This is a genomic window from Streptococcus sp. HMSC10E12, assembly GCF_001807855.1.
Classification (GTDB): domain Bacteria; phylum Bacillota; class Bacilli; order Lactobacillales; family Streptococcaceae; genus Streptococcus; species Streptococcus salivarius.
In genome coordinates this window covers 46,976-66,170 of the sequence record NZ_KV791104.1, presented here as the reverse complement: position 1 = coordinate 66,170, position 19,195 = coordinate 46,976, and the positions used below count along the sequence as shown (strand labels likewise).

General features: G+C 39.4%; 16 protein-coding genes and 1 pseudogene. 4 read left to right on the top strand and 13 right to left on the bottom strand.

All coding sequences use genetic code 11. The features are described from left to right. Positions 1 to 32 precede the first annotated feature (32 nt). From sodA to HMPREF3112_RS07085, 5 genes are all read right to left on the bottom strand, one after another. Positions 33 to 638, bottom strand: a complete 606-nt coding sequence (sodA, locus tag HMPREF3112_RS07105) for a superoxide dismutase SodA (protein ID WP_070438919.1) — start codon at positions 636 to 638, stop codon at positions 33 to 35. Between the two features lie 95 nt (positions 639 to 733). Then, positions 734 to 1,768, bottom strand: coding sequence for a DNA polymerase III subunit delta (holA, locus tag HMPREF3112_RS07100; RefSeq protein ID WP_002884017.1), 1,035 nt, complete (start codon positions 1,766 to 1,768; stop codon positions 734 to 736). A gap of 67 nt (positions 1,769 to 1,835) precedes the next feature. After that, positions 1,836 to 4,658 carry a phosphoenolpyruvate carboxylase gene (ppc, locus tag HMPREF3112_RS07095; protein WP_070438916.1) on the bottom strand — a complete coding sequence of 941 codons (2,823 nt, stop codon included), beginning with the start codon at positions 4,656 to 4,658 and terminating at the stop codon, positions 1,836 to 1,838. 173 nt (positions 4,659 to 4,831) lie between these two features. Then, positions 4,832 to 5,227 (bottom strand): DUF4430 domain-containing protein, encoded by a 396-nt coding sequence (locus HMPREF3112_RS07090; protein ID WP_070438914.1) that lies wholly within the window; start codon positions 5,225 to 5,227, stop codon positions 4,832 to 4,834. Then, complete coding sequence (locus HMPREF3112_RS07085; protein WP_021147012.1) at positions 5,224 to 5,697, bottom strand: substrate-specific component CbrT of cobalamin ECF transporter; 474 nt, start codon at positions 5,695 to 5,697, stop codon at positions 5,224 to 5,226. Before HMPREF3112_RS07085 ends, HMPREF3112_RS07090 begins: the two co-directional genes overlap by 4 nt. A 289-nt stretch (positions 5,698 to 5,986) precedes the next feature. Here HMPREF3112_RS07085 and HMPREF3112_RS07080 point away from each other — a divergent pair, with 289 nt between their 5' ends. From HMPREF3112_RS07080 to HMPREF3112_RS07065, 4 genes are all read left to right on the top strand, one after another. Continuing rightward, positions 5,987 to 6,715 carry a metal ABC transporter ATP-binding protein gene (locus HMPREF3112_RS07080; protein ID WP_002890643.1) on the top strand — a complete coding sequence of 243 codons (729 nt, stop codon included), beginning with the start codon at positions 5,987 to 5,989 and terminating at the stop codon, positions 6,713 to 6,715. Beyond that, positions 6,705 to 7,544 (top strand): metal ABC transporter permease, encoded by an 840-nt coding sequence (locus tag HMPREF3112_RS07075; protein ID WP_021147014.1) that lies wholly within the window; start codon positions 6,705 to 6,707, stop codon positions 7,542 to 7,544. The genes HMPREF3112_RS07080 and HMPREF3112_RS07075 overlap by 11 nt, the downstream gene beginning before the upstream one ends. 19 nt (positions 7,545 to 7,563) lie before the next feature. After that, entirely contained in the window at positions 7,564 to 8,490 is a 927-nt protein-coding gene (locus tag HMPREF3112_RS07070) for a metal ABC transporter substrate-binding protein (protein ID WP_048790738.1), read from the top strand. Between the two features lie 79 nt (positions 8,491 to 8,569). Further along, positions 8,570 to 9,217, top strand: a complete 648-nt coding sequence (locus HMPREF3112_RS07065; protein WP_048790737.1) for a metal-dependent transcriptional regulator — start codon at positions 8,570 to 8,572, stop codon at positions 9,215 to 9,217. A gap of 50 nt (positions 9,218 to 9,267) precedes the next feature. On the opposite strand, the gene htpX is transcribed toward HMPREF3112_RS07065, so the two are convergent. From htpX to HMPREF3112_RS07030, 8 genes and pseudogenes are all read right to left on the bottom strand, one after another. Further along, complete coding sequence (gene htpX, locus HMPREF3112_RS07060) at positions 9,268 to 10,167, bottom strand: zinc metalloprotease HtpX (RefSeq protein ID WP_048790736.1); 900 nt, start codon at positions 10,165 to 10,167, stop codon at positions 9,268 to 9,270. Position 10,168: 1 nt separating this feature from the next. Then, the gene (locus HMPREF3112_RS07055) at positions 10,169 to 10,729 is read right to left on the bottom strand and encodes a LemA family protein (protein WP_070438911.1); all 561 of its coding nucleotides are present in this window, start codon (positions 10,727 to 10,729) and stop codon (positions 10,169 to 10,171) included. Positions 10,730 to 10,877: 148 nt separating this feature from the next. Next, positions 10,878 to 10,970: pseudogene (locus HMPREF3112_RS11940) on the bottom strand (deoxyribonuclease); the annotation flags it as partial. A gap of 36 nt (positions 10,971 to 11,006) precedes the next feature. Next, positions 11,007 to 14,459 (bottom strand): YSIRK-type signal peptide-containing protein, encoded by a 3,453-nt coding sequence (locus HMPREF3112_RS07050; RefSeq protein WP_070439322.1) that lies wholly within the window; start codon positions 14,457 to 14,459, stop codon positions 11,007 to 11,009. 532 nt (positions 14,460 to 14,991) lie between these two features. Further along, on the bottom strand, positions 14,992 to 15,927 hold the full coding sequence (locus HMPREF3112_RS07045; protein WP_070438908.1) for an Rpn family recombination-promoting nuclease/putative transposase: 936 nt from the start codon (positions 15,925 to 15,927) through the stop codon (positions 14,992 to 14,994). Positions 15,928 to 16,012: 85 nt separating this feature from the next. Next, positions 16,013 to 17,098 carry a HigA family addiction module antitoxin gene (locus HMPREF3112_RS07040; protein ID WP_070438905.1) on the bottom strand — a complete coding sequence of 362 codons (1,086 nt, stop codon included), beginning with the start codon at positions 17,096 to 17,098 and terminating at the stop codon, positions 16,013 to 16,015. Beyond that, complete coding sequence (locus tag HMPREF3112_RS07035) at positions 17,091 to 17,429, bottom strand: type II toxin-antitoxin system RelE/ParE family toxin (protein WP_049528707.1); 339 nt, start codon at positions 17,427 to 17,429, stop codon at positions 17,091 to 17,093. Before HMPREF3112_RS07035 ends, HMPREF3112_RS07040 begins: the two co-directional genes overlap by 8 nt. Positions 17,430 to 17,549: 120 nt before the next feature. After that, on the bottom strand, positions 17,550 to 19,154 hold the full coding sequence (locus HMPREF3112_RS07030) for a type I restriction-modification system subunit M (protein WP_070438902.1): 1,605 nt from the start codon (positions 19,152 to 19,154) through the stop codon (positions 17,550 to 17,552). Positions 19,155 to 19,195 lie beyond the last annotated feature (41 nt).

Sequence of the window (19,195 nt, the reverse complement as noted above, 5' to 3'; positions counted from 1 at the left end):
AATTATCCCCAATAGTGAGGATAATTTTAAACTTATTTAGCTGCTGAATAAAGCTCAGCAACTTTATTCCAGTTGATGATTTCAAAGAAAGCTTTGATGTAGTTTGGACGTACGTTACGGTAGTTTAGGTAATATGCATGTTCCCAAACATCAAGTGCCAAGATTGGTTTCTTACCATCTGAGATAGGGGTGTCTTGGTTAGCTGTTGAAACGACTTCAAGCTTACCTTCAGCGTTAACAACAAGCCATGCCCAACCTGAACCAAAACGAGTTGTTGCTGCTGCTGTGAAAGCTTCTTGGAAGGCTTCAAATGAGCCGAGAGCTTCGTTAATAGCAGCTGCTACTTCTGCAGTTGGTTCTTGTTTTTCAGGAGACAAGAGTTCCCAGAAAAGTGCGTGGTTAAGGTGTCCACCACCATTGTTAATAAGTGCTTGACGAATATCTGCTGGAATTTGTTCCACGTCAGCCAAAAGTGCTTCGAGATCTTCACCAATTTCTGGGTGTTTTTCAAGAGCAGCATTAGCATTTGCTACATAAGTTGCGTGGTGTTTATCGTGGTGAAGAGTCATTGTTTCAGCATCAATGTATGGTTCCAAAGCATCGTAAGCGTAAGGAAGGTCTGGAAGGATAATTGCCATAGTAAAGGTCCTCTTTTCATTTTTTCTTCAATTTACCATAAAGTGGTAGAGCTTTCAAAAATTTTGCTTACAAAATCAAAGAAAACTCCAAATCTCTAGCGGTTTGATACGATTTTTAAAAATGCTAAATCAAACAAGTAATCTTTATCTAAAGTTCCTGTCTTTATCTGGTAATCTGTCTCTACTAAAATCTTAATCGTCTTTTTTAAGAATGCTACTGATAAGGGACGACTATCTCTCAGAGCAAAACGAACCTGAAATTGATTGACTTTACGCCCTAAATAATCTGACAGACTTGAAACAATCTGCTGCTCACTTTTGCCTTGAGCAGATAAGAGTTTAACCTGTAAATAGGTACGAAATTGTCCCAACATCACAGCAATCAACTTAATCTCATCTTCACCCTGAAGCCGTAAATCATGCACTAATTCACGAACACTCTGAATCTGTCCTCGCAAAAGAAGTTGCGTCATATCAAAAATGTTATCTTGCAAACTTTTCGGAATAGCCTCAGCAATATCTTGCGATGAGATATTTCCTTCCGTTTTATACCCCTTTAGAAAAGCTAAGTTTTTTTGAACATCTGAAAAGTCAAAATTTGACTTAATCAAAAGTTCCTCAAAGACTCCTGTATCAAATGTAAGCCCCTCTTGATGCGCCTGCTTTTGAAAATAGGTTCTAAGTTCTGCATCTTTTAAGGGACTGGCTTCAAGCACCATGGCATCACGCTTGAGTAGTTTGACTAAACGACGCTTTCCATCTAGCTTTCCTGCAGACATTAAGACAAGACGTGTTGTTTCAACAGGAGACTCAAAATAATTTTCAAGGCGCTTCAACTCTTTCTCATCCAGATACGATTTTTTAGCAGTAGTCATATCCGTGAAATGGTCAAAAATGACCACCTTCTCATCTGCAAAAAAAGGCATGCTTTCTAAATCGAGCTCAGCATCTTGATAATCAGTCTCAGACATATCAAAATAAGAATAGGTTAAGTCACTGGGATCAAAACCAATTTGTTTTAAAAATTTTTCTTTTGCTTGACTATACTGCCCTAAATCCTCGCCCGCCAAGACCGTTATCATGGGGAGCTTTTCTTTGGACAGCTTTTCAATCGTTTCCATAGCAATCATGGTTTTATTATAACAGATTTTTCACCATAACAAAAAGCCCACCACCAAAGTGATGAACTTTACTTTATTAACCAGAGTTACGAAGACCTGTTGCAATACCATTGATGGTAATGTGAATAAGGCTAATTTCGTCATCGGTCAAATCATTGTTACGAAGACGTTTAATCAATTCAATTTGGATGTAGTTCAAGACATTGAAGTATGGTAAACGGAAGTCCAAACTTGCTTTAAGCGATGGACTTTCATCAAGGAAGCCATCATGTTTTTCAATAGCAAGAATAACATCCTTAGTCAACTGCCACTCATCCAAAATAATATTGAAGACACTACGTACTTCTTCACTCTCTGCCAATTGTGCATAGTGGAAGGCGATATTCATGTCTGATTTTGAAAGAACCATGTCCACGTTTGACAAAAGTGAACGGAAGAATGGCCATGTTTCAAACATATGTTGAAGTTTCTCAAGGTTGCCTTCTTCAGCTTGGATAAAGCGATTAAAGGCAGAACCCACACCATACCAACCTGGGAACATGATACGGTTTTGTGACCATGAGAATACCCAAGGAATCGCACGAAGACCAGAAATCTCAGTAATAGTCTTACGAGCTGCTGGACGAGAACCGATATTCAAGCTTGACACTTCTTTAATAGGGCTTGCTTCAAAGAAGTAGTCATAGAAATGTTCGTTTCCAAAGACAAGATCACGATAGATAACATTAGAATCATTAACAATACCGTCCATAATTTCACGGAAATCAACCAATTCATCTGGGTCCGCAATTTGACGTGTTACCATACGGTCAAGGGCAGCTGAAACAAGCATTTCAAGATTGTAGTAGGCAGCATCCTTATTACCATATTTATTACCGATAACTTCCCCTTGTTCAGTCAAACGGATACGGTCCTTAATAGTACCAAATGGTTGAGACGTAATAGCATCGTATGATGGGCCACCACCACGACCAACAGTACCACCACGGCCATGGAAGAAGGTAATCTTAATACCACGCTCTTCACCAATCTTAGTCAATTCGTTTTGAGCTTTGTAAAGCGTCCAACCTGAAGATAAGTAACCACCATCTTTGTTAGAGTCTGAGTAACCCAACATGATTTCTTGGTAATTATTGCTATTCTTGATCCAACGTTTAACGATATCATAACCAAGATATTGTTTCATGATATCATTAGAGTTTTCCAAGTCTTCGATAGTTTCAAAAAGTGGAACAATTTGGACACGCGCACGTTCTGTATCAACCAAGCCAACTTCTTTAAGAAGGATAGCCAACTCAAACATATCAGAAACGCTCTCAGTGTGAGAAATGATATGTTGTTTGATGACATCTTCACCGATATAGTCTTTCAAGAGACGAGCAGTGCGGAAGATTGCCAATTCTTTTTCAAGTGTTTCAGACTTAGGCACATTAGTTGATGACAAGGTACGAGGATCTTCTTGCAATTCTTTAAGAAGAACAGCAACCTTTTCAACCTCAGTCAATTCACTATAGTTATCAACAATATTTGCAGATTTAAGCAACTCTGCTACACATGCTTCATGAACACTAGAATCTTGACGCATATCGATTGTAGCAAGATAGAAACCAAAGACTTCTACAGCTTGAAGAAGCTCTTCGAAATCACCTGAAATCAAGACAGCATCGTCGTTTTCAAGAAGTGAATTTTTGATCGCCAAAAGATCGTCATGGAAGGCATCTGCTGTTTCGTAGAATTCTGTTGTTTGTTGTGAGACAGCTTGAAGACTTTGGCTGAGACGTTGTTGCACGTAATCAGCTACTACTTCACCTGTTGAAGCCGAACCCAGACGAACATTTTCAGAAAGGCGTTTAGCAACTCTTTCCTTGCTGAAGTTTCCTTCTTTAAAGAAAAGAAGTGTTTGAATCAACTTAGACTGGATGTAACTGAAAGCACGACGGTAAGGTTCATTTTCACGATAAACAGATGTATCTGGAGAATGTTTCGCCATCTCTGCTACTGTATCTGAAACCTTAGTCAAGCGTGATGAAAGGGAGAATGAACGGTAAAGATTATCAACTTTTTCGATATAGTAGTTGAGGATAACTTCACTTTGTACTGTTGCAGAAAGTTTAAGAGTTTCTGCTGTTACAAATGGGTTCCCGTCACGGTCACCACCAATCCACATACCCATAGTAATAGGTGTTGGATTGTCAAGTTCAATACCTTTTTCAACCGCTAAACGTTTGAATTCATGCGATAAGTTTGTAATCGCCTTAATCAATGAGGAGTTGTAATACTCCATAACGTTAGTGATTTCATTTTTAACCTTAAGTTTTTTCTCACGAATGATATCTGTTTGCATCATAATTTCTACATAACGACGCAAATCTGCATACCATTTATCCTTGTTAATAAGACCAGCCTTAACATCACGATGCTTACGGAGAAGTTCGTGAATGTGGTTAGTCAATTCAAGCATAGTTTTACGTTGAACCTGAGTTGGGTGAGCTGTCAAAACTGGCACGACATTGACATGTTCAAGAATGTCACGTGCATTATCACTTTCAGCGACAACATCAAAGGTTTCAGACAACTTACCTAGATAAGATTCATCAATATTGTTCTTGTGGTTGACTTCATAAGCCAAATCCACGTCCTCAGAGATATTAATCAAGAGAGGTAACAAAGAGAAATAACGTGATGCAACGACCATATCGTCATTCGTCATTTCTGAAATGGCTTGTGTAAGGGCCACATAGTCACCTTCATCATAAAGTTCAACCAAATGTTGGATAGTTGTGAGACCTTGCTCTCCAGCCATGCCTCGTGTTGCATCATCCAACAATTCTTTCAAGATACCAACTTCTTCAGAGATGATTTCCTGGTTGTTACTGCTTTCCAATTTGTTAAAAGCCAAACCGTATTCTCCTTACTTTATGTAGTACCCTTTTATCATATCACTTTTAAAACAAAAGTAAACTATTTTCCTTTAAATCGTCAGTTATTTTGCAATTTTCCGACTTTTTCAAACAAATTTTCAAGGCTATTTCCGAACTTTATAAAAAAGACTCTGAAACAGAGTTCAGAATCTTAATTATACTTTTCTTGATAGAATTTGATTTCATCGCCATCTTCAACCTTAAGTTGGTTGGCTGCTTTTTCACCAAGTTTACCATTGACATCAAACATCCAATAGATTCCCTTATCTTTATCTTGAGAAATACCATCGATCTCAGTGATGAAGCCATCGTTTTCTTGAACAGGATATACTTCTTCCAAGACATCAAGTACTGTATCACCTTTTTGGATTTCTACTGATTTTTTCTTACTTTCCTTATCTGTTTTCAAAATCAAAGTCACTTGACCTTGAACCTTAGACTGATGATTATTTGTGCTGCTAGTAAGTTTAGCTGCCTCATTTTTTCCACAGGCTGCTAAAGTAACAAGTGATACGGCAAGAAAAATATAGGTCAATAATTTTTTCATTTCAAAAACCTCCTAAAAATAGACTGGATGAATGGATAGAATAGAAGCGTCGATACTGCATGATAGGTGTCGTAAAGCAGACCAGAAATAACAAAGGTAATCCCACTTCTAAATAGGAGGCCATAGCTATAATCCATGAGAACCCCATAGAGAAAGGACAAGAGAGTTACCAAAGCAATCTGCCAAACAAGTGACAACCTAGGTGCAATCAAACTCCAAAGAGCCATCAAGACGCCGAAGGCCAGAATCTGATTAAAGACCCAAGGACCAAAACCAAAGATGAATCCTGAGATGGACATGGTTAAAGCCATAATCAACAGACCATCTACCAAACCCAAGTAAAGAACAGCCACAAAAAACATAGCTGTAATAGGCTGAATATTTGGCAATCCTATAAATGCTGACCGCAATCCTACTGCCAGAGCTGACAGAATGGCTATTCGAGCCATTCGTTGAATCGTTAGTTTCATACATCTATTATGCCAGAAATAAGGAAATATGACTAGTTTTTAAAAATAAAAACTAAAGATTTCTTGAAATACAGAGTAAGATCGTACAAATTGAAGAAAATAATGTCCCTTGTTGCCTCTCCCAAATATCAAACGGTTTGAGCAGGCTGAATATTTGATATAAAAAGTGTACTCTCATTCACTATCCTCTGTCATCTTTACAACAGTAAATAATTAAGTTTGATTAATTATAAAAGTTAACTTGACTTATTTTTTATTTTAAAGTATATTAAACTCAAGGAGGTAGCTAATGATTCAAATTGAAAATATTAATGTGTCTTACCAACAGACATTAGCTCTGGATAATATCACCTTAAACTTGGAGGGACCTAGTATTACTGGGATTATTGGACCAAATGGTGCTGGTAAATCAACTCTAATTAAAGCATTAATTGGTATTATTCCTCACTCTGGAAAAATCCTTTTCAATAAACAACCTATTCGTCAGCAATTGAATCGTATTTCCTATGTTGCACAGAAGGCTGATATTGATTTTAACTTTCCGATTACTGTCAGAGAGTGCATCTCTCTAGGACTCTATCCCAAAACCAAGTTCTTTAAACGTCTATCTAAGAGTGATTGGTCTAAGGTCACAGATGCTTTAACACTACTTGGTCTAAATGATTTGGCCCATCGACAAATAAGCCAATTATCAGGAGGGCAATTTCAACGTGTTCTAATCGCTCGTTGTCTTGTACAAGAGGCTGATATTATTTTATTAGATGAACCCTTTGTAGGGATTGACTCTGTTAGCGAAGATATTATCATGAACACCTTGAGAGAACTTAGGGACAAAGGTAAGCTTATTCTTATTGTCCACCATGATTTGAGCAAAGTTCCTCATTATTTTGACCAAGTTATCCTCCTAAATCGTAAACTGATTGCTAGTGGGCCTACTAATCTTGTTTTTAATGAGGATAATCTCCGTAAAACCTACGGTAACAGTTTATTTTATAAAGGAGATGTAAATGATTTCTGAATTTATTGATGGTTTGCTAAATTTCCACTACTTACAAAATGCTCTTATAACGGCTTTAGTTATTGGAATTGTCGGAGGGGCTGTTGGTTGTTTTATTATTCTAAGAGGCATGTCGCTTATGGGTGATGCGATTTCACATGCGGTTTTACCCGGCGTAGCTACTTCCTTTATCTTGGGTATTAACTTTTTCATAGGAGCCATCATCTTTGGACTTTTAGCTTCTACAATGATTACCTATATCAAAAGCAATTCCATTATTAAGAGTGACACGGCAATTGGGATTACCTTTTCGAGCTTTCTAGCTCTCGGTATTATTCTCATCGGTGTTGCTAATAGTTCCACAGATCTCTTTCATATTCTCTTCGGGAATATTCTAGCTGTACAAGACATGGATATGTGGATAACGATTATCGTTTCACTTCTCGTACTAGCAACTATTACAATCTTCTTTCGCCCTCTACTCCTAACATCCTTTGATCCAATTTTGGCCAAGTCTATGGGAGTTAAGGTCACCTTCTACCACTACTTACTTATGGTTATTCTAACTTTGGTTTCTGTAACTGCCATGCAGAGTGTTGGCACTATTCTTATTGTGGCACTTTTAATTACACCGGCTGCCACTGCCTACCTTTATGTTCATAGCCTAAAAACAATGATTCTTCTCTCATCAGGATTGGGGGCTCTGGCATCTGTTCTAGGTCTTTTTATCGGCTATAGTTTTAATATTGCAGCTGGTTCGAGCATTGTATTAACGTCTGCTCTACTCTTTCTCATCAGCTTTTTCATCGCCCCAAAACAAAGTGGCATGAATAAAACTTCTAAACAATAAAAAATAGGATGAAAATAATATGAAAAAAATACTATCAACAATAGTACTACTACTTTTAGCGGTAGTTACTCTAACAGCTTGTACCAATAAACAAGGCAGTAACAAGGATAAATTACGAGTCGTTACGACCAATTCCATTATTGCTGATATCACCAAAAATATTGCCGGAGATAAAATCACTCTCCACAGTATTGTCCCCGTTGGTAAGGATCCTCACGAATACGAACCCCTTCCTGATGATGTAAAGAAGACATCGCAAGCTGACTTGATTTTTTACAACGGTATCAATTTAGAAACTGGTGGAAATGCTTGGTTTACTAAGTTAGTCAAGAATGCTCATAAGACAGAAAATAAAGATTATTTTGCAGTTAGTGATGGTGTTGAGGTGATTTATCTTGAAGGTCAGTCAGAAAAAGGTAAAGAGGATCCCCACGCTTGGCTTAATCTGGAAAATGGGATTATTTATGCTCAAAATATTGCCAAGCAACTGATTGCTAAGGACCCTAAAAACAAGACCTACTACGAAAAGAATCTAAAATCCTATACTGACAAACTTAGTAAACTGGACCAAGAAGCTAAAGAAACATTTAACAAGATTCCCGATGAGAAAAAACTGATTGTCACTAGTGAAGGATGCTTCAAATACTTCTCAAAAGCCTATGGCGTACCATCTGCCTACATCTGGGAAATCAATACAGAAGAAGAAGGCACACCAGACCAAATCAAAACACTCGTGGAAAAACTACGTCAAACAAAGGTACCAGCTCTCTTTGTCGAATCTAGTGTCGATGAACGCCCTATGAAAACAGTATCTAAGGATACCAATATTCCTATCTATGCAAAGATCTTTACAGATTCTATTGCTGAAAAAGGGCAAAACGGTGACAGCTACTACAACATGATGAAATATAATCTGGATAAAATCACCCAAGGCTTGAATCAGTAAAAATCTTATCTAAGAAACATTCTGTATTCTTCTGATAAATCTGTTATACTAAGATGAGACTATTTTCAAAGGAAGAGAAATGACACCTAATAAAGAAGACTACCTCAAATGTATCTATGAGATTGGTACTGAAGAAGGCAAAATTAGTAATAAGGAAATTGCGAACCGCATGCAGGTGTCTCCACCTGCTGTGACAGAAATGATTAAGAAATTGATTTCAGAAGGCCTTATCATCAAAGATAAAGCCAAGGGCTACCTCCTAACGGAAACAGGTACAATCAACGTTGCTGAACTCTATCGGAAACATCGCCTCATCGAAGCCTTTTTGGTGGACCACTTGCAATACACTTGTGATCAAATTCATCAAGAGGCAGAAATTTTAGAGCATACTGTCTCTGATCACTTTATCAATGCCCTTGACCGCCTACTCAATTACCCCAAAACCTGTCCACACGGTGGGCAGATTCCTAAATCAGGTCAGCTCATAGAGGAAATCTACAACCAGACTTTTACACAAGACCTTGCTCCTGGAGACTATGTCCTTCGTCGAGTTCAAGATCAAATTGATCTACTCCATTATTTGAAGACTGTCGGTCTTAAAATTGGAACACCTTTTACCTTTGAAGGCTTTGACCCTTTTACACTACTATACCGCCTGAATATTGATGGAAAAGAAATTCAAATTCCAGAAACTGTTGCTAGCAACCTTTATATTGAATCAAACTAAAAAAGCGAGGCTGATGAACACACTTAGAAGTGTCATCAGCCTCACTTTTTTTACATTTGTTTCAAGCGTTCCACCCGTTCTGAAATTGGGGGGTGGGTATAAAAGAGCTTCTGCAAACCAGATTCTTTTTTAGGGTCATTGATAAAGAGGGCTGCGCTAGCATCATCCACATGATGTTGCATTGGCGCACTATTATCAAGTTTAAGCAGAGCATTAATCATACCTTGTGGGTTACGTGTCAATTCGACGCTAGAAGCATCAGCTAAAAATTCACGCTGGCGTGAAATAGCCAACTGAACCAAGGTAGCTGCCAAAGGCGCAAGAATAATGGCAATCAAGGAAATAATGAGAAGAATAATTTCCAAACCGCTGCTTCCATTACGGTCATCATCATTTCTACGACGGCCTCCACCCCAGAACATCATATTACGAGCCATCCCAGCTAGCATGGTAATGGCAGATGCTAAGGCAACTGCTATGGTAGAGATTCGGATATCGTAGTTGCGAATATGACTCACTTCATGTCCAATAACTCCTTCAAGTTCCTCACGATTCATAACCGCAAGAAGACCTGTTGTAGCAGCTACAGCAGCATTTTTAGGGCTAGATCCCGTTGCAAAAGCATTCATTGAAGGATCATTGACAATAAAGACACGTGGCATTGGGATTTGAGCCACCATAGCCATGTCCTCGACCACATGATAAAGGTTCGGAGCGGTTTGTTCATCAACCTCTCGTGCACCATTCATAGCCATAACGACATTGGTTGATTGGAAAATCATGGTAACAGCATAGATAAAACCGATAACTAGAGCAAGAATCAGACCACCGAAGCCTGAACCTAACCAAAGATAGCCGACACCGTAACCAACAAGACCCAACAAGAGGAAAAAGACCAGGAGCAAAAGCCAAGTCTTTCTCTTATTTCGAGCAATCTGATCAAATAACATATTAGTTACCTAGTCCACTGAAATCAACCTTAGGAACAGCTTTTTCTTCTTCTGGTGTTTCAAGGAATTCAGCAGCCTTAAAGCTAAACATTTTAGCAATAACATTGCTTGGGAAAGTTTCCAATTTCACATTGTAGTTACTTGTCACACTGTTATAGAGTTGGCGCGAATAGGCAATTTTATTTTCAGTGTTCGTCAACTCTTCTTGAAGCTGGCTGAAGTTGGCACTAGCCTTAAGATCAGGGTAACTTTCAGCTACGGCAAAGATTCCAGAAACCTGACGAGTCAATTCATCACTGGCACGCATAGCTTCTGCAGGAGAAGTCGCAGCTGCTACTTGATTACGAAGTTCTGCTACTTTTTCAAGCGTTGAACCTTCATATTTAGCGTAACCTTTAACTGTTTCAATCAAGTTAGGAAGAAGGTCATTACGACGTTTCAATTGAACATCAATTTGACTCCATGCCTCCTTGGTTTGCATACGGCTTTTAACCAAGCCGTTATAACTTGCAATAATAAAAATCACAAGAACAACAATAATGGCAATAATAATCCAAATCATATTTAGTTTCCTTTCTTATGCTTAAAAAGAGTCAGTACGACTTCTCTTACAAATATTTTGATAGTCTCAGTATATCAAATTTTCAGATAAAAGTGGTAAAATCTGAGTCGTTTTACAAAAAAACTGGACAAGATGTCCAGCTTTTGTATTACTCTTTAGACGTGTGTCGTTTACCTTGGGCTAGGGCATCTGCTTCTGTCATTGTAACGACATTTGCTTTGTTGGTATTTTTTGGCATAGATAAAAAACACCCATTTTAATGGATGCTTCTTACCTATTACTTACCTGCTTTTTTACCTTGTTTTGTAAGATAAACTGTAGATATACTTAGTGCTGCAGCAACTCCGACAAGTAGGAAGACCGTTGTCGTATTAGACTTACCTTTTTCTTTTGAAGTGCTAGCTTGGCTTTCAGAACTCTTGGCCACCTGTTTTGCCTCAGTTGCTTTATCAATACGAGCGACATTCTTAGGTGTGTCATCCTTCTTGCTTTCCGCCAATTCTGACAAATCACTGCTAATCTCTTTGGCAACACCTTCAGAGCTTGTAAGTGATGCCACTTCTGAAGCTAATGTTTCATAGGCCATAACCGCCATGACTTTACTTGCAATCACATCCACAGACTTCTCATTCAAAAGAGAATTAAAGCGAATAGCTTCTGAGGCGAGCTGACTGCTTGTTACAGAGATTTTTAGGTCATTGTTATAAGCGACTTGACTATTTGGCGAGATGCTGACAACTTCAGATGTACGTGCTGTTGTTGGAGCTTCAGAAAGTTTGACATCGACCTGACTTGTTGAACCTTTTTCAATAACTTCTGAAGAAACCTCGCTAATCGGATCCTTTTGTGTACTTTCTGAAGTTGGAGATTTCTCTGGGCTGTCAGAAGTAATTGCTACGTCAACCTGACTAGTAGATGAAGCTACCGAAGTTTCCTCATTCTTTGGTGACTCAGAGGCTGGAGCAGTTGAGCTTGCCTCACTCTTTGGTGTTTCTGATGTTGAAGTCTCAGAAACTACTTCACTAGTTGATGCTTCGGAAACTGGAGTGCTTGAACCTACCTCACTCTTTGGTGTTTCTGAAACTGAAGACTCTGAGATTACTTCACTGTTAGAAGTCTCGGAAACTGGGGCTGATGAACTTTCCTCACTCTTTGGTGTTTCTGATGCTGAATTTTCAGAAACCAATTCACTGTTAGATACTTCGGAAACTGGGGCTGATGAACTTTCCGCACTCTTTGGTGTTCCTGAAACTGAAGTCTCTGAGATCACTTCACTAGTTGATGCTTCAGAAACTGGAGTGCTTGAGCCGGCCTCACTCTTTGGTGTTTCTGATGCTGATGTCTCAGAAACTACTTCACTAGTTGATACTTCAGAAACTGGAGTGCTTGAACTTTCCTCACTCTTTGGTGTTTCTGATGCTGATGTCTCGGATACCACTTCACTGTTTGATGCTTCTGAAACTGGGGTGCTTGAACCTGCTTCACTCTTTGGTGTTTCTGAAACTGAAGTCTCGGAAGCTACTTCACTGTTTGATGGTTCTGAAACTGGAGTGCTTGAACTTGCTTCACTTTTCGGTGTTTCTGATGCTGAAGTTTCGGAAATAACTTCACTGTTTGATGCTTCGGAAACTGGGGCGCTTGAGGTTTCCTCACTCTTTGGTGTTTCTGAAACTGGTGCTGATGAACTTACCTCACTCTTTGGCGATTCGGAAACTGAAGTCTCTGAGACTGGATTATTGACAGGTTTTGTTGGAGAAACTACTGAGACAGCCCCAACAATCGTCGCCTTATTGTCAATCGTATTATTAGATAAACGGATTTCTCCATTACCATTGTCACCCATCTCAAAGTTTTTGGTAATCACTGGATCAGCCAAGGTATTCAATAGCTTATTATCGTAGACATCGACATTCTTGATTGTTCCACGAACTTGTTGGAAATCAATGGCACCACGATGGAGGTTATAGAGGTCATTAGTTGTCCCTGAACGTAGAATGGTATTGTCATGAATCTTAATTCCAGAATCATTGAGGTCAAAATTGTGACCTGCAAAGACAGTGTTTACACGGATACCTGCTCCAGCAAAGACGTCCTTGATGAGGTTTCCTGAAATTTCATGCCCCTTACCACCAAAAATACCGATACCAGCCGCACGCCAGCCTGATTCAATGGTATTGTTGAGGAATTTATTATTTTCCTCAGCTGCGGCATTTGTACCATCTGAAATACTTGACCAGATAGCTAAACCATCATCACCATTCCCACGGATATTAGAGTTTTTAACTGTTGAATTCTTGGTTCCTTGGGCAAAGTTAATACCATCAGCCAAGTTATTACGGATACGAGCATTTTCAACGACAAGACCATCCGTATACTTCATATTTCCCGTCTGGTCGTAGTCTCCAATCCACATACCGACTTCAAAATGCTGAACCCAAATGTCGTGAATTTTCGAATCCTTACCAAGTGTTCCCGAAATAGCTTTGTACTGTGCATCCTCGTTATAACGAGACGTCAAGTTGGAATCCATGTAAAGATTGCTCAACTCAATGCCATTACTATTATGACCGAAGACAATACCACCACCATAGCGTTTGTCACTTGTAAAGTGTAGTTGTGTATGCCAAACACCGGCACCTGAGATTTTTAGATTATCAGCTTCGATATTAACCTGTTTATCAAAATTGAAACGTCCTTCTGGAATATAGACAGATTTTCCGCTGGCTTTAGCTTCTTCTACAGCCGCAAGTAAGGCAGCTGTGTCGTCACTATCATCATTGGCAGAGGCACCCTTATCCACGATACTGATACTATTTTCACCTTGAGCAACAGGCGCTGGAGCCTGCTCTAGCTCAATAAAGTCAATACCGTAAGGGACATTGTCATCTTTCTTCTTAACTAGAGAAATCTTATCACCAGATTTCAATTGAATATCCTTGAGGAGGAGACGTGTCTCATCAAAACGAAAACGTGCACTGGAACCATCAATGGCTTGATCATACTCATGGTCCCCTTTAAGGTACTGCCATGCTGAGTGAGATGACAAATCAAGATTACCAACGCTTGAACCATTGACCTGCACATCCAACTGACCTGATGCACCATCAGGTATTGTATAACGGACATTCAAAGCATTGGCTGGCTCAGTGACATTGAAAGTAACTGCCGCATCCTTTTTAAGAAGCTCAACATAAGTTTGGTTAGTCGCTTCCACAGCCGTAGATTCCATGTCCGTTGACTGTTGGATTGTAGCACCATTTTCAACACTTGCATTCTCTGCCTCATGAGTCGTATAAGGCATCTTTGCACCGTAACCATCAGTGCTGTACTCCTTACCTTGACCTTGGTTCTCACTCGCATTGGTTAAGACATTTGCTGAAGTTTCTTGAGTTTGAGGGTTGTTTGCCTCAACCAATTGATCAATGGTCGGAGTCTGTTCAGCTGCTTGAACAGTTGTTACCTGAGGCTGAACTGGAGCAATGTTGGCAGGCTGTGACGCTTGCACAGTCTCAACTGATGCTGGTTCGGAAGTCGCCAATTGTGCCGTTGAAGCTGTTTGAGGTGTCTGTGCCTGATTTGAGGCATCAGTCAAATCACTAATCGATTGTGCCTCATCGGCCTGAGCCCCTTGCCCATTGGCAAGAGCCATGAACCCAATCAAAGCTGATGCTGCCCCAATGGAATATTTTCGGATGCTGTACTTTGGTTTTGTTTTACTTTCTCTAAACAAGTTAATTCTCCCGATACTTTTTTTCACAATCTCTCCATTTTAGTTTTAAGCTATTCTCGAACTAAAAACAGAGACTCTTAAATATTTGATGTACTTAATGATGCTGTTGTTTCTTTAATCCAAAACAAACCAAAACAAATTATAAGTCATGAGAACACAAAATAAAAGGCTAAGTAATCCATTTTAACAAGGCCTTAACAAAAATGTCATATTAGAAAGTTCAGTTATTCATTTCTAAATTATAGTCTAAAAATGTCGCACAAAAAGGTAATTTCTTTCACGTGTAAGAAAGAGAAAACTCTAAACTTCCATAAAGGCTTATTTAGCAAGATTTATCGGCTAAAACAATCAAATTGTATTAAATCTGTTTTCTCAGATTTATATCAAACGTTTGACAGTCTTTTTTAATTTTACGATTCAAAGTATTATTTTCCGAATGTTTAAGTATTACAAATGTTAAATACCCAAAAATAAAAAAAGAGACAAAAACTGCCTCTGACTTTTCAAATAAATGTTTATTCCTAACTGATTCTTACGATAACAATGTCTCTAATTCTTCAACCGATAAACCAGTCACATCCGATACTACTTCTAACGACAGACCTTTTGACAGCATCTTACGAATCAGTTCTAGTTGTCCCTCATAACGACCTCGTTCTAACCCTTGTTTAAGTCCACGCTCTAGTCCTTGCTCTAACCCTTGTTCCAAGCCTTCTTCACGTGCTTCATCGATAGCTGTTTCCATAGTCATGTCATAATTTTCTTGAATACGTATGCGTTCATCAATCATCGCCTTTTCCTCCTGTGTCCAGCTGGATGAATCCAGTAATGAATCGGCATGCGTGACCGCTTGACTAGGTTCCTTAGAAAATGGGAGATTTCCAAAAAACTCTAGCCACTGCCGCCCTTCATCCGTAATATGTTTATCTTTATTATACTTATCCAACTCTAAAAAGGCAATCTGAAGAAGGTTCTGACGTTTTCCGTCCTTATAGTAAGAATTCAAAGGCTTGCCCGTCCGACTATTGGCCATCCAATATGTATTAATCGGGGACTCCTCATCAGGCAACAAGGTCTTTTCCAAGATAGCTATGCCATAGACTGGCTCCATCTGCTCGTACATCTTATGCGTCTGTCCTTGTTGGCGTAATTGTTGCACATTTTCCACCAGCTGGTTAGCCAAATAATAATGAAAACGATTGAGAAAATAATGCTGCTTACGCACCTGAATCTCAATAATGACCTCAGTTCCATCATTCAACTTAGCTCGAACATCCACCGAGGTTGAAAAGAGCTCATCCTCGTCAAAGTCCTTTTTATGAAGCTGTGTCCCCTCCAAAATCTGAGCATCCACAACATCCAAATTCAAAATATCTCGAATGAAAGCAACCGTCACCTCAGGCAGACTGAAAATCTTCTTGGCCATGATATCCAAGGTCGGTGAGACATGCTTGTGTCTTTTTTCCATTTACCTCTCCTTAAGAAAAAATAGAGGGTTGGCCCCTCTACTTCTATTATTCGGGAAAGTTTTTAGATAGTACCTATAAAAGCCATTAAGAAACCAAATAATAGTTCACTTTCAAGTCTCTAAATTGATCATAACCCAAATACTCATCATTCTGCAGTCGACCTAAAACAATGCTAGGATGAATACCAATTTCATCAGCAAATTTCTTAATCGATTGTTTATCAAAGCAAGCCTCATCTATGAATCTTTGGTAGTCTTGAGGGGCAATTAGTAAATCTTTTGCAAACTGGTCTGCTTGTTCCTCAGAACGTCGATAAGAGTCACTATCTCCATCATCAGACCAAAAGTCATTCTGAAGAATATGACCAATCTCATGGAAAAGTGAAAACCAAAAAATATCTGATGCTTTATTACGATCTGTTAATAACAACAAGACACTACCGTTTCCAAATTTCTTTGTTGCACCATTTAAATTGGCATTTGCTAAAGCAGGAAGGCCCACTAGGACAACCCCACACTCTAGCAAGATATCGGTCAACTCTTGAGCAAAATCCTTTGGATCTTGTCTCGTCAGTTCCCTCAATGTTGGCAAGCTTCTCTCTAACTTTCTACGATTAAGCTTCGTGGTCGTTTTATTACGAGCTTTTTTAGATGCTAACTCTAACATAATATTAGAATTAACAATACTCTTTTCGGTAAAGTCACGTGTATTACGATAACTCACTAAATGGTTAAAAGTCACGAGATATTCTAAACTCGATACTTCCAGAATCTTCCGAAGCTCTGTAATCTTTTCACCAATACCATAGCGCTTCTCTGGAACATAGCCTTTTTGCTTAAAATACTTGAAGTCAATCATCTCGCATATTTCCTTCTCGCGGCCTTGATCAAGCTCTCTTTGTTCTACAATTTCAGCCAATTTCACATCATAAATGTTTTGAAGGTTAAGCCAAGTCTGCATAGAAACACCACTTAACTTGGCTAACTTATGAGCGGTCTCCTTACTAATAGACTCCTCAGCATTAACTAACTTGCTGACAGTCTTGGCAGAGACTCCCAAACGCTCCGCAAATTCTTTCTGAGTTACGTTATAGTCCTCAATTAAGTCTTCAACATACTGACCTGGGTGAAAAGCAACCAGGTCTTTGTACTCAACCACTTTTTTACTCATAATGATTGCTAACCTCCTCTATTTTCAAGATTTCGATTTCTACCGGACTAGAAAACACCTTCTCAAAATCTTCCTCACGAAATCCTACAATCAAACGATAGGAACTCCTTCGACCATCTATATCTAAAGCAAACTGTCCATTTCTCTTTCCCTTTAATTGGTGAAAATGATACTTAGGAAAAGCTGTCACACTAGCCAAAGAATCCGATACTTCCAAAAGGTTAATCAACTGGTGTAACTTTAATGCAACCTTATCCGAAAAATCCTTTTTCGCTCGCCTCAGCTCAGTGCACTGTTTCTCAACAGTTTTATTTGTATAGATAAGCTTCATAAATTCCTTTCTGGTCGATTTAAATTACCTTTTTAGTAATTTAATATTATCAAATTCATAGAAAAAAGACCAGTCAAAACTTCATTTGACTGATCCTTCTTTTATCATTTAACTAATAAGTTACCCCTTAAATGCTTCCACAAAAGCCTTGAGTTCTTCGTCTGCTTCTGGTGTCGTTCCATGAAGCTGGCCAAGCATGTCGAGAAGGGAGGCTGTCTGACTTTCAATCGTCGCATTAGTCTGATTAATCTTAGCCACAATCTCGGTCAAGGGCTCCACTTCTTCTTCCTCAAAGGTATCTACATAACGAGGAATATTAAGGTTGTAGTCATTTTCCACAATCTCTTCAAAACTAGCCAGATGGGCGAACTTGTCCATATCCTCACGGCTCTTATAGGCATCGAGAATCTTCTCAATATGGGCATCCGTCATGATGTTCTGATTTTTCCCCTTATCAAACTCCTTAGAGGCATCGATAAAGTAAACATCACGATTGGTGCGGTTCTTTTTGAGAATAATAACAGTCGTTGGAATACTGGTGTTAAAGAAGATATTAGCAGGCAGACCGATAACCGTATCAATAGCACCCTCTTCCAATAAAGCTTTACGGATAGTCCCTTCAGCATTACCACGGAAGAGTACCCCATGAGGTAGGACGATGGCCATAACACCATTGTCTTGTTTCAAGTGATAGTATCCATGCAGGAGGAAGGCAAAATCAGCCTTAGACTTAGGTGCTAGTTTCCCAAATGGTGAGAATCGAGGATCATCCATGAAACCTGAGCTGGCTGACCACTTGGCTGAATAAGGTGGGTTCATAAGAACACCGTCAAAGTTAGTTGGCTCTTGAGTTGGCCAATCCTCGTCCAATGTATCAGCGTTGTGTAAAAACTGATTTTCAATCGGCACACCATGCAAAATCATGTTCATGCGTGCCAGGTTATATGTTGAGGTATTCAACTCTTGACCAAAGTAAACCACTGTCTGTGGTTGACGTGAATAGCGTTTGGCGTTAAGCAAGAGTGAGCCTGACCCCATAGTCGCATCGTAAAGGGTAAAGCCTTGCTTGTCCTCACGTCCTAAAAAGGCAATCTGAGTCATGAGCTTGGCAACAGGTTGCGGTGTATAGAACTCACCAGCCTTCTTACCTGAATCCGTCGCAAACTGACCAATCAAGTACTCGTAAGCATCCCCCAACATATCACCAGCATGACCTGCCACATCTAAGACAGCCAACTCTTTCATCACAGCCGCAACCGTTTGATTTTGCTTTTGAGGAGTCGCCCCAAGTTTCTTAGAGTAGAGGTCAATGTCTTCAAAAAGATTTTCATAAAGCTCGTCACTCTGCTCAATATCACGGAAACCCTGAGCCAGGTCCTCTAGCTGGAAGCTTCCATCATTCACTCGCTCTACCAGTGCCGTAAAGGTCAAGTCAGGATGAATGGCATAGCTCATCTCATCAGTAATAACTGCCAAGAGGTCCTCGTGAGTCTCCTCATCCTCGTAGTATTTACGATAGACTGCTAGTGCCTCTTCCAAGCTTTCTGTCTCCTCCTCCATGGTCTCTGCCACGAAAAAGAGCATCTTGTCCGACAAATACTTGTAAAAGACCATGCCCAAGAGATAAGACTTGTAGTCGTTAGCATCCATCTTAGAGCGGAGCACATCTGCTGAGTTCCACAGGGCTTGATAAAGCGACTGAGAGGTTTGTGTTGTTTCTGACATAATGTTTCTTTCTTTGTATTTTTGAATGTTATCCTATTAGT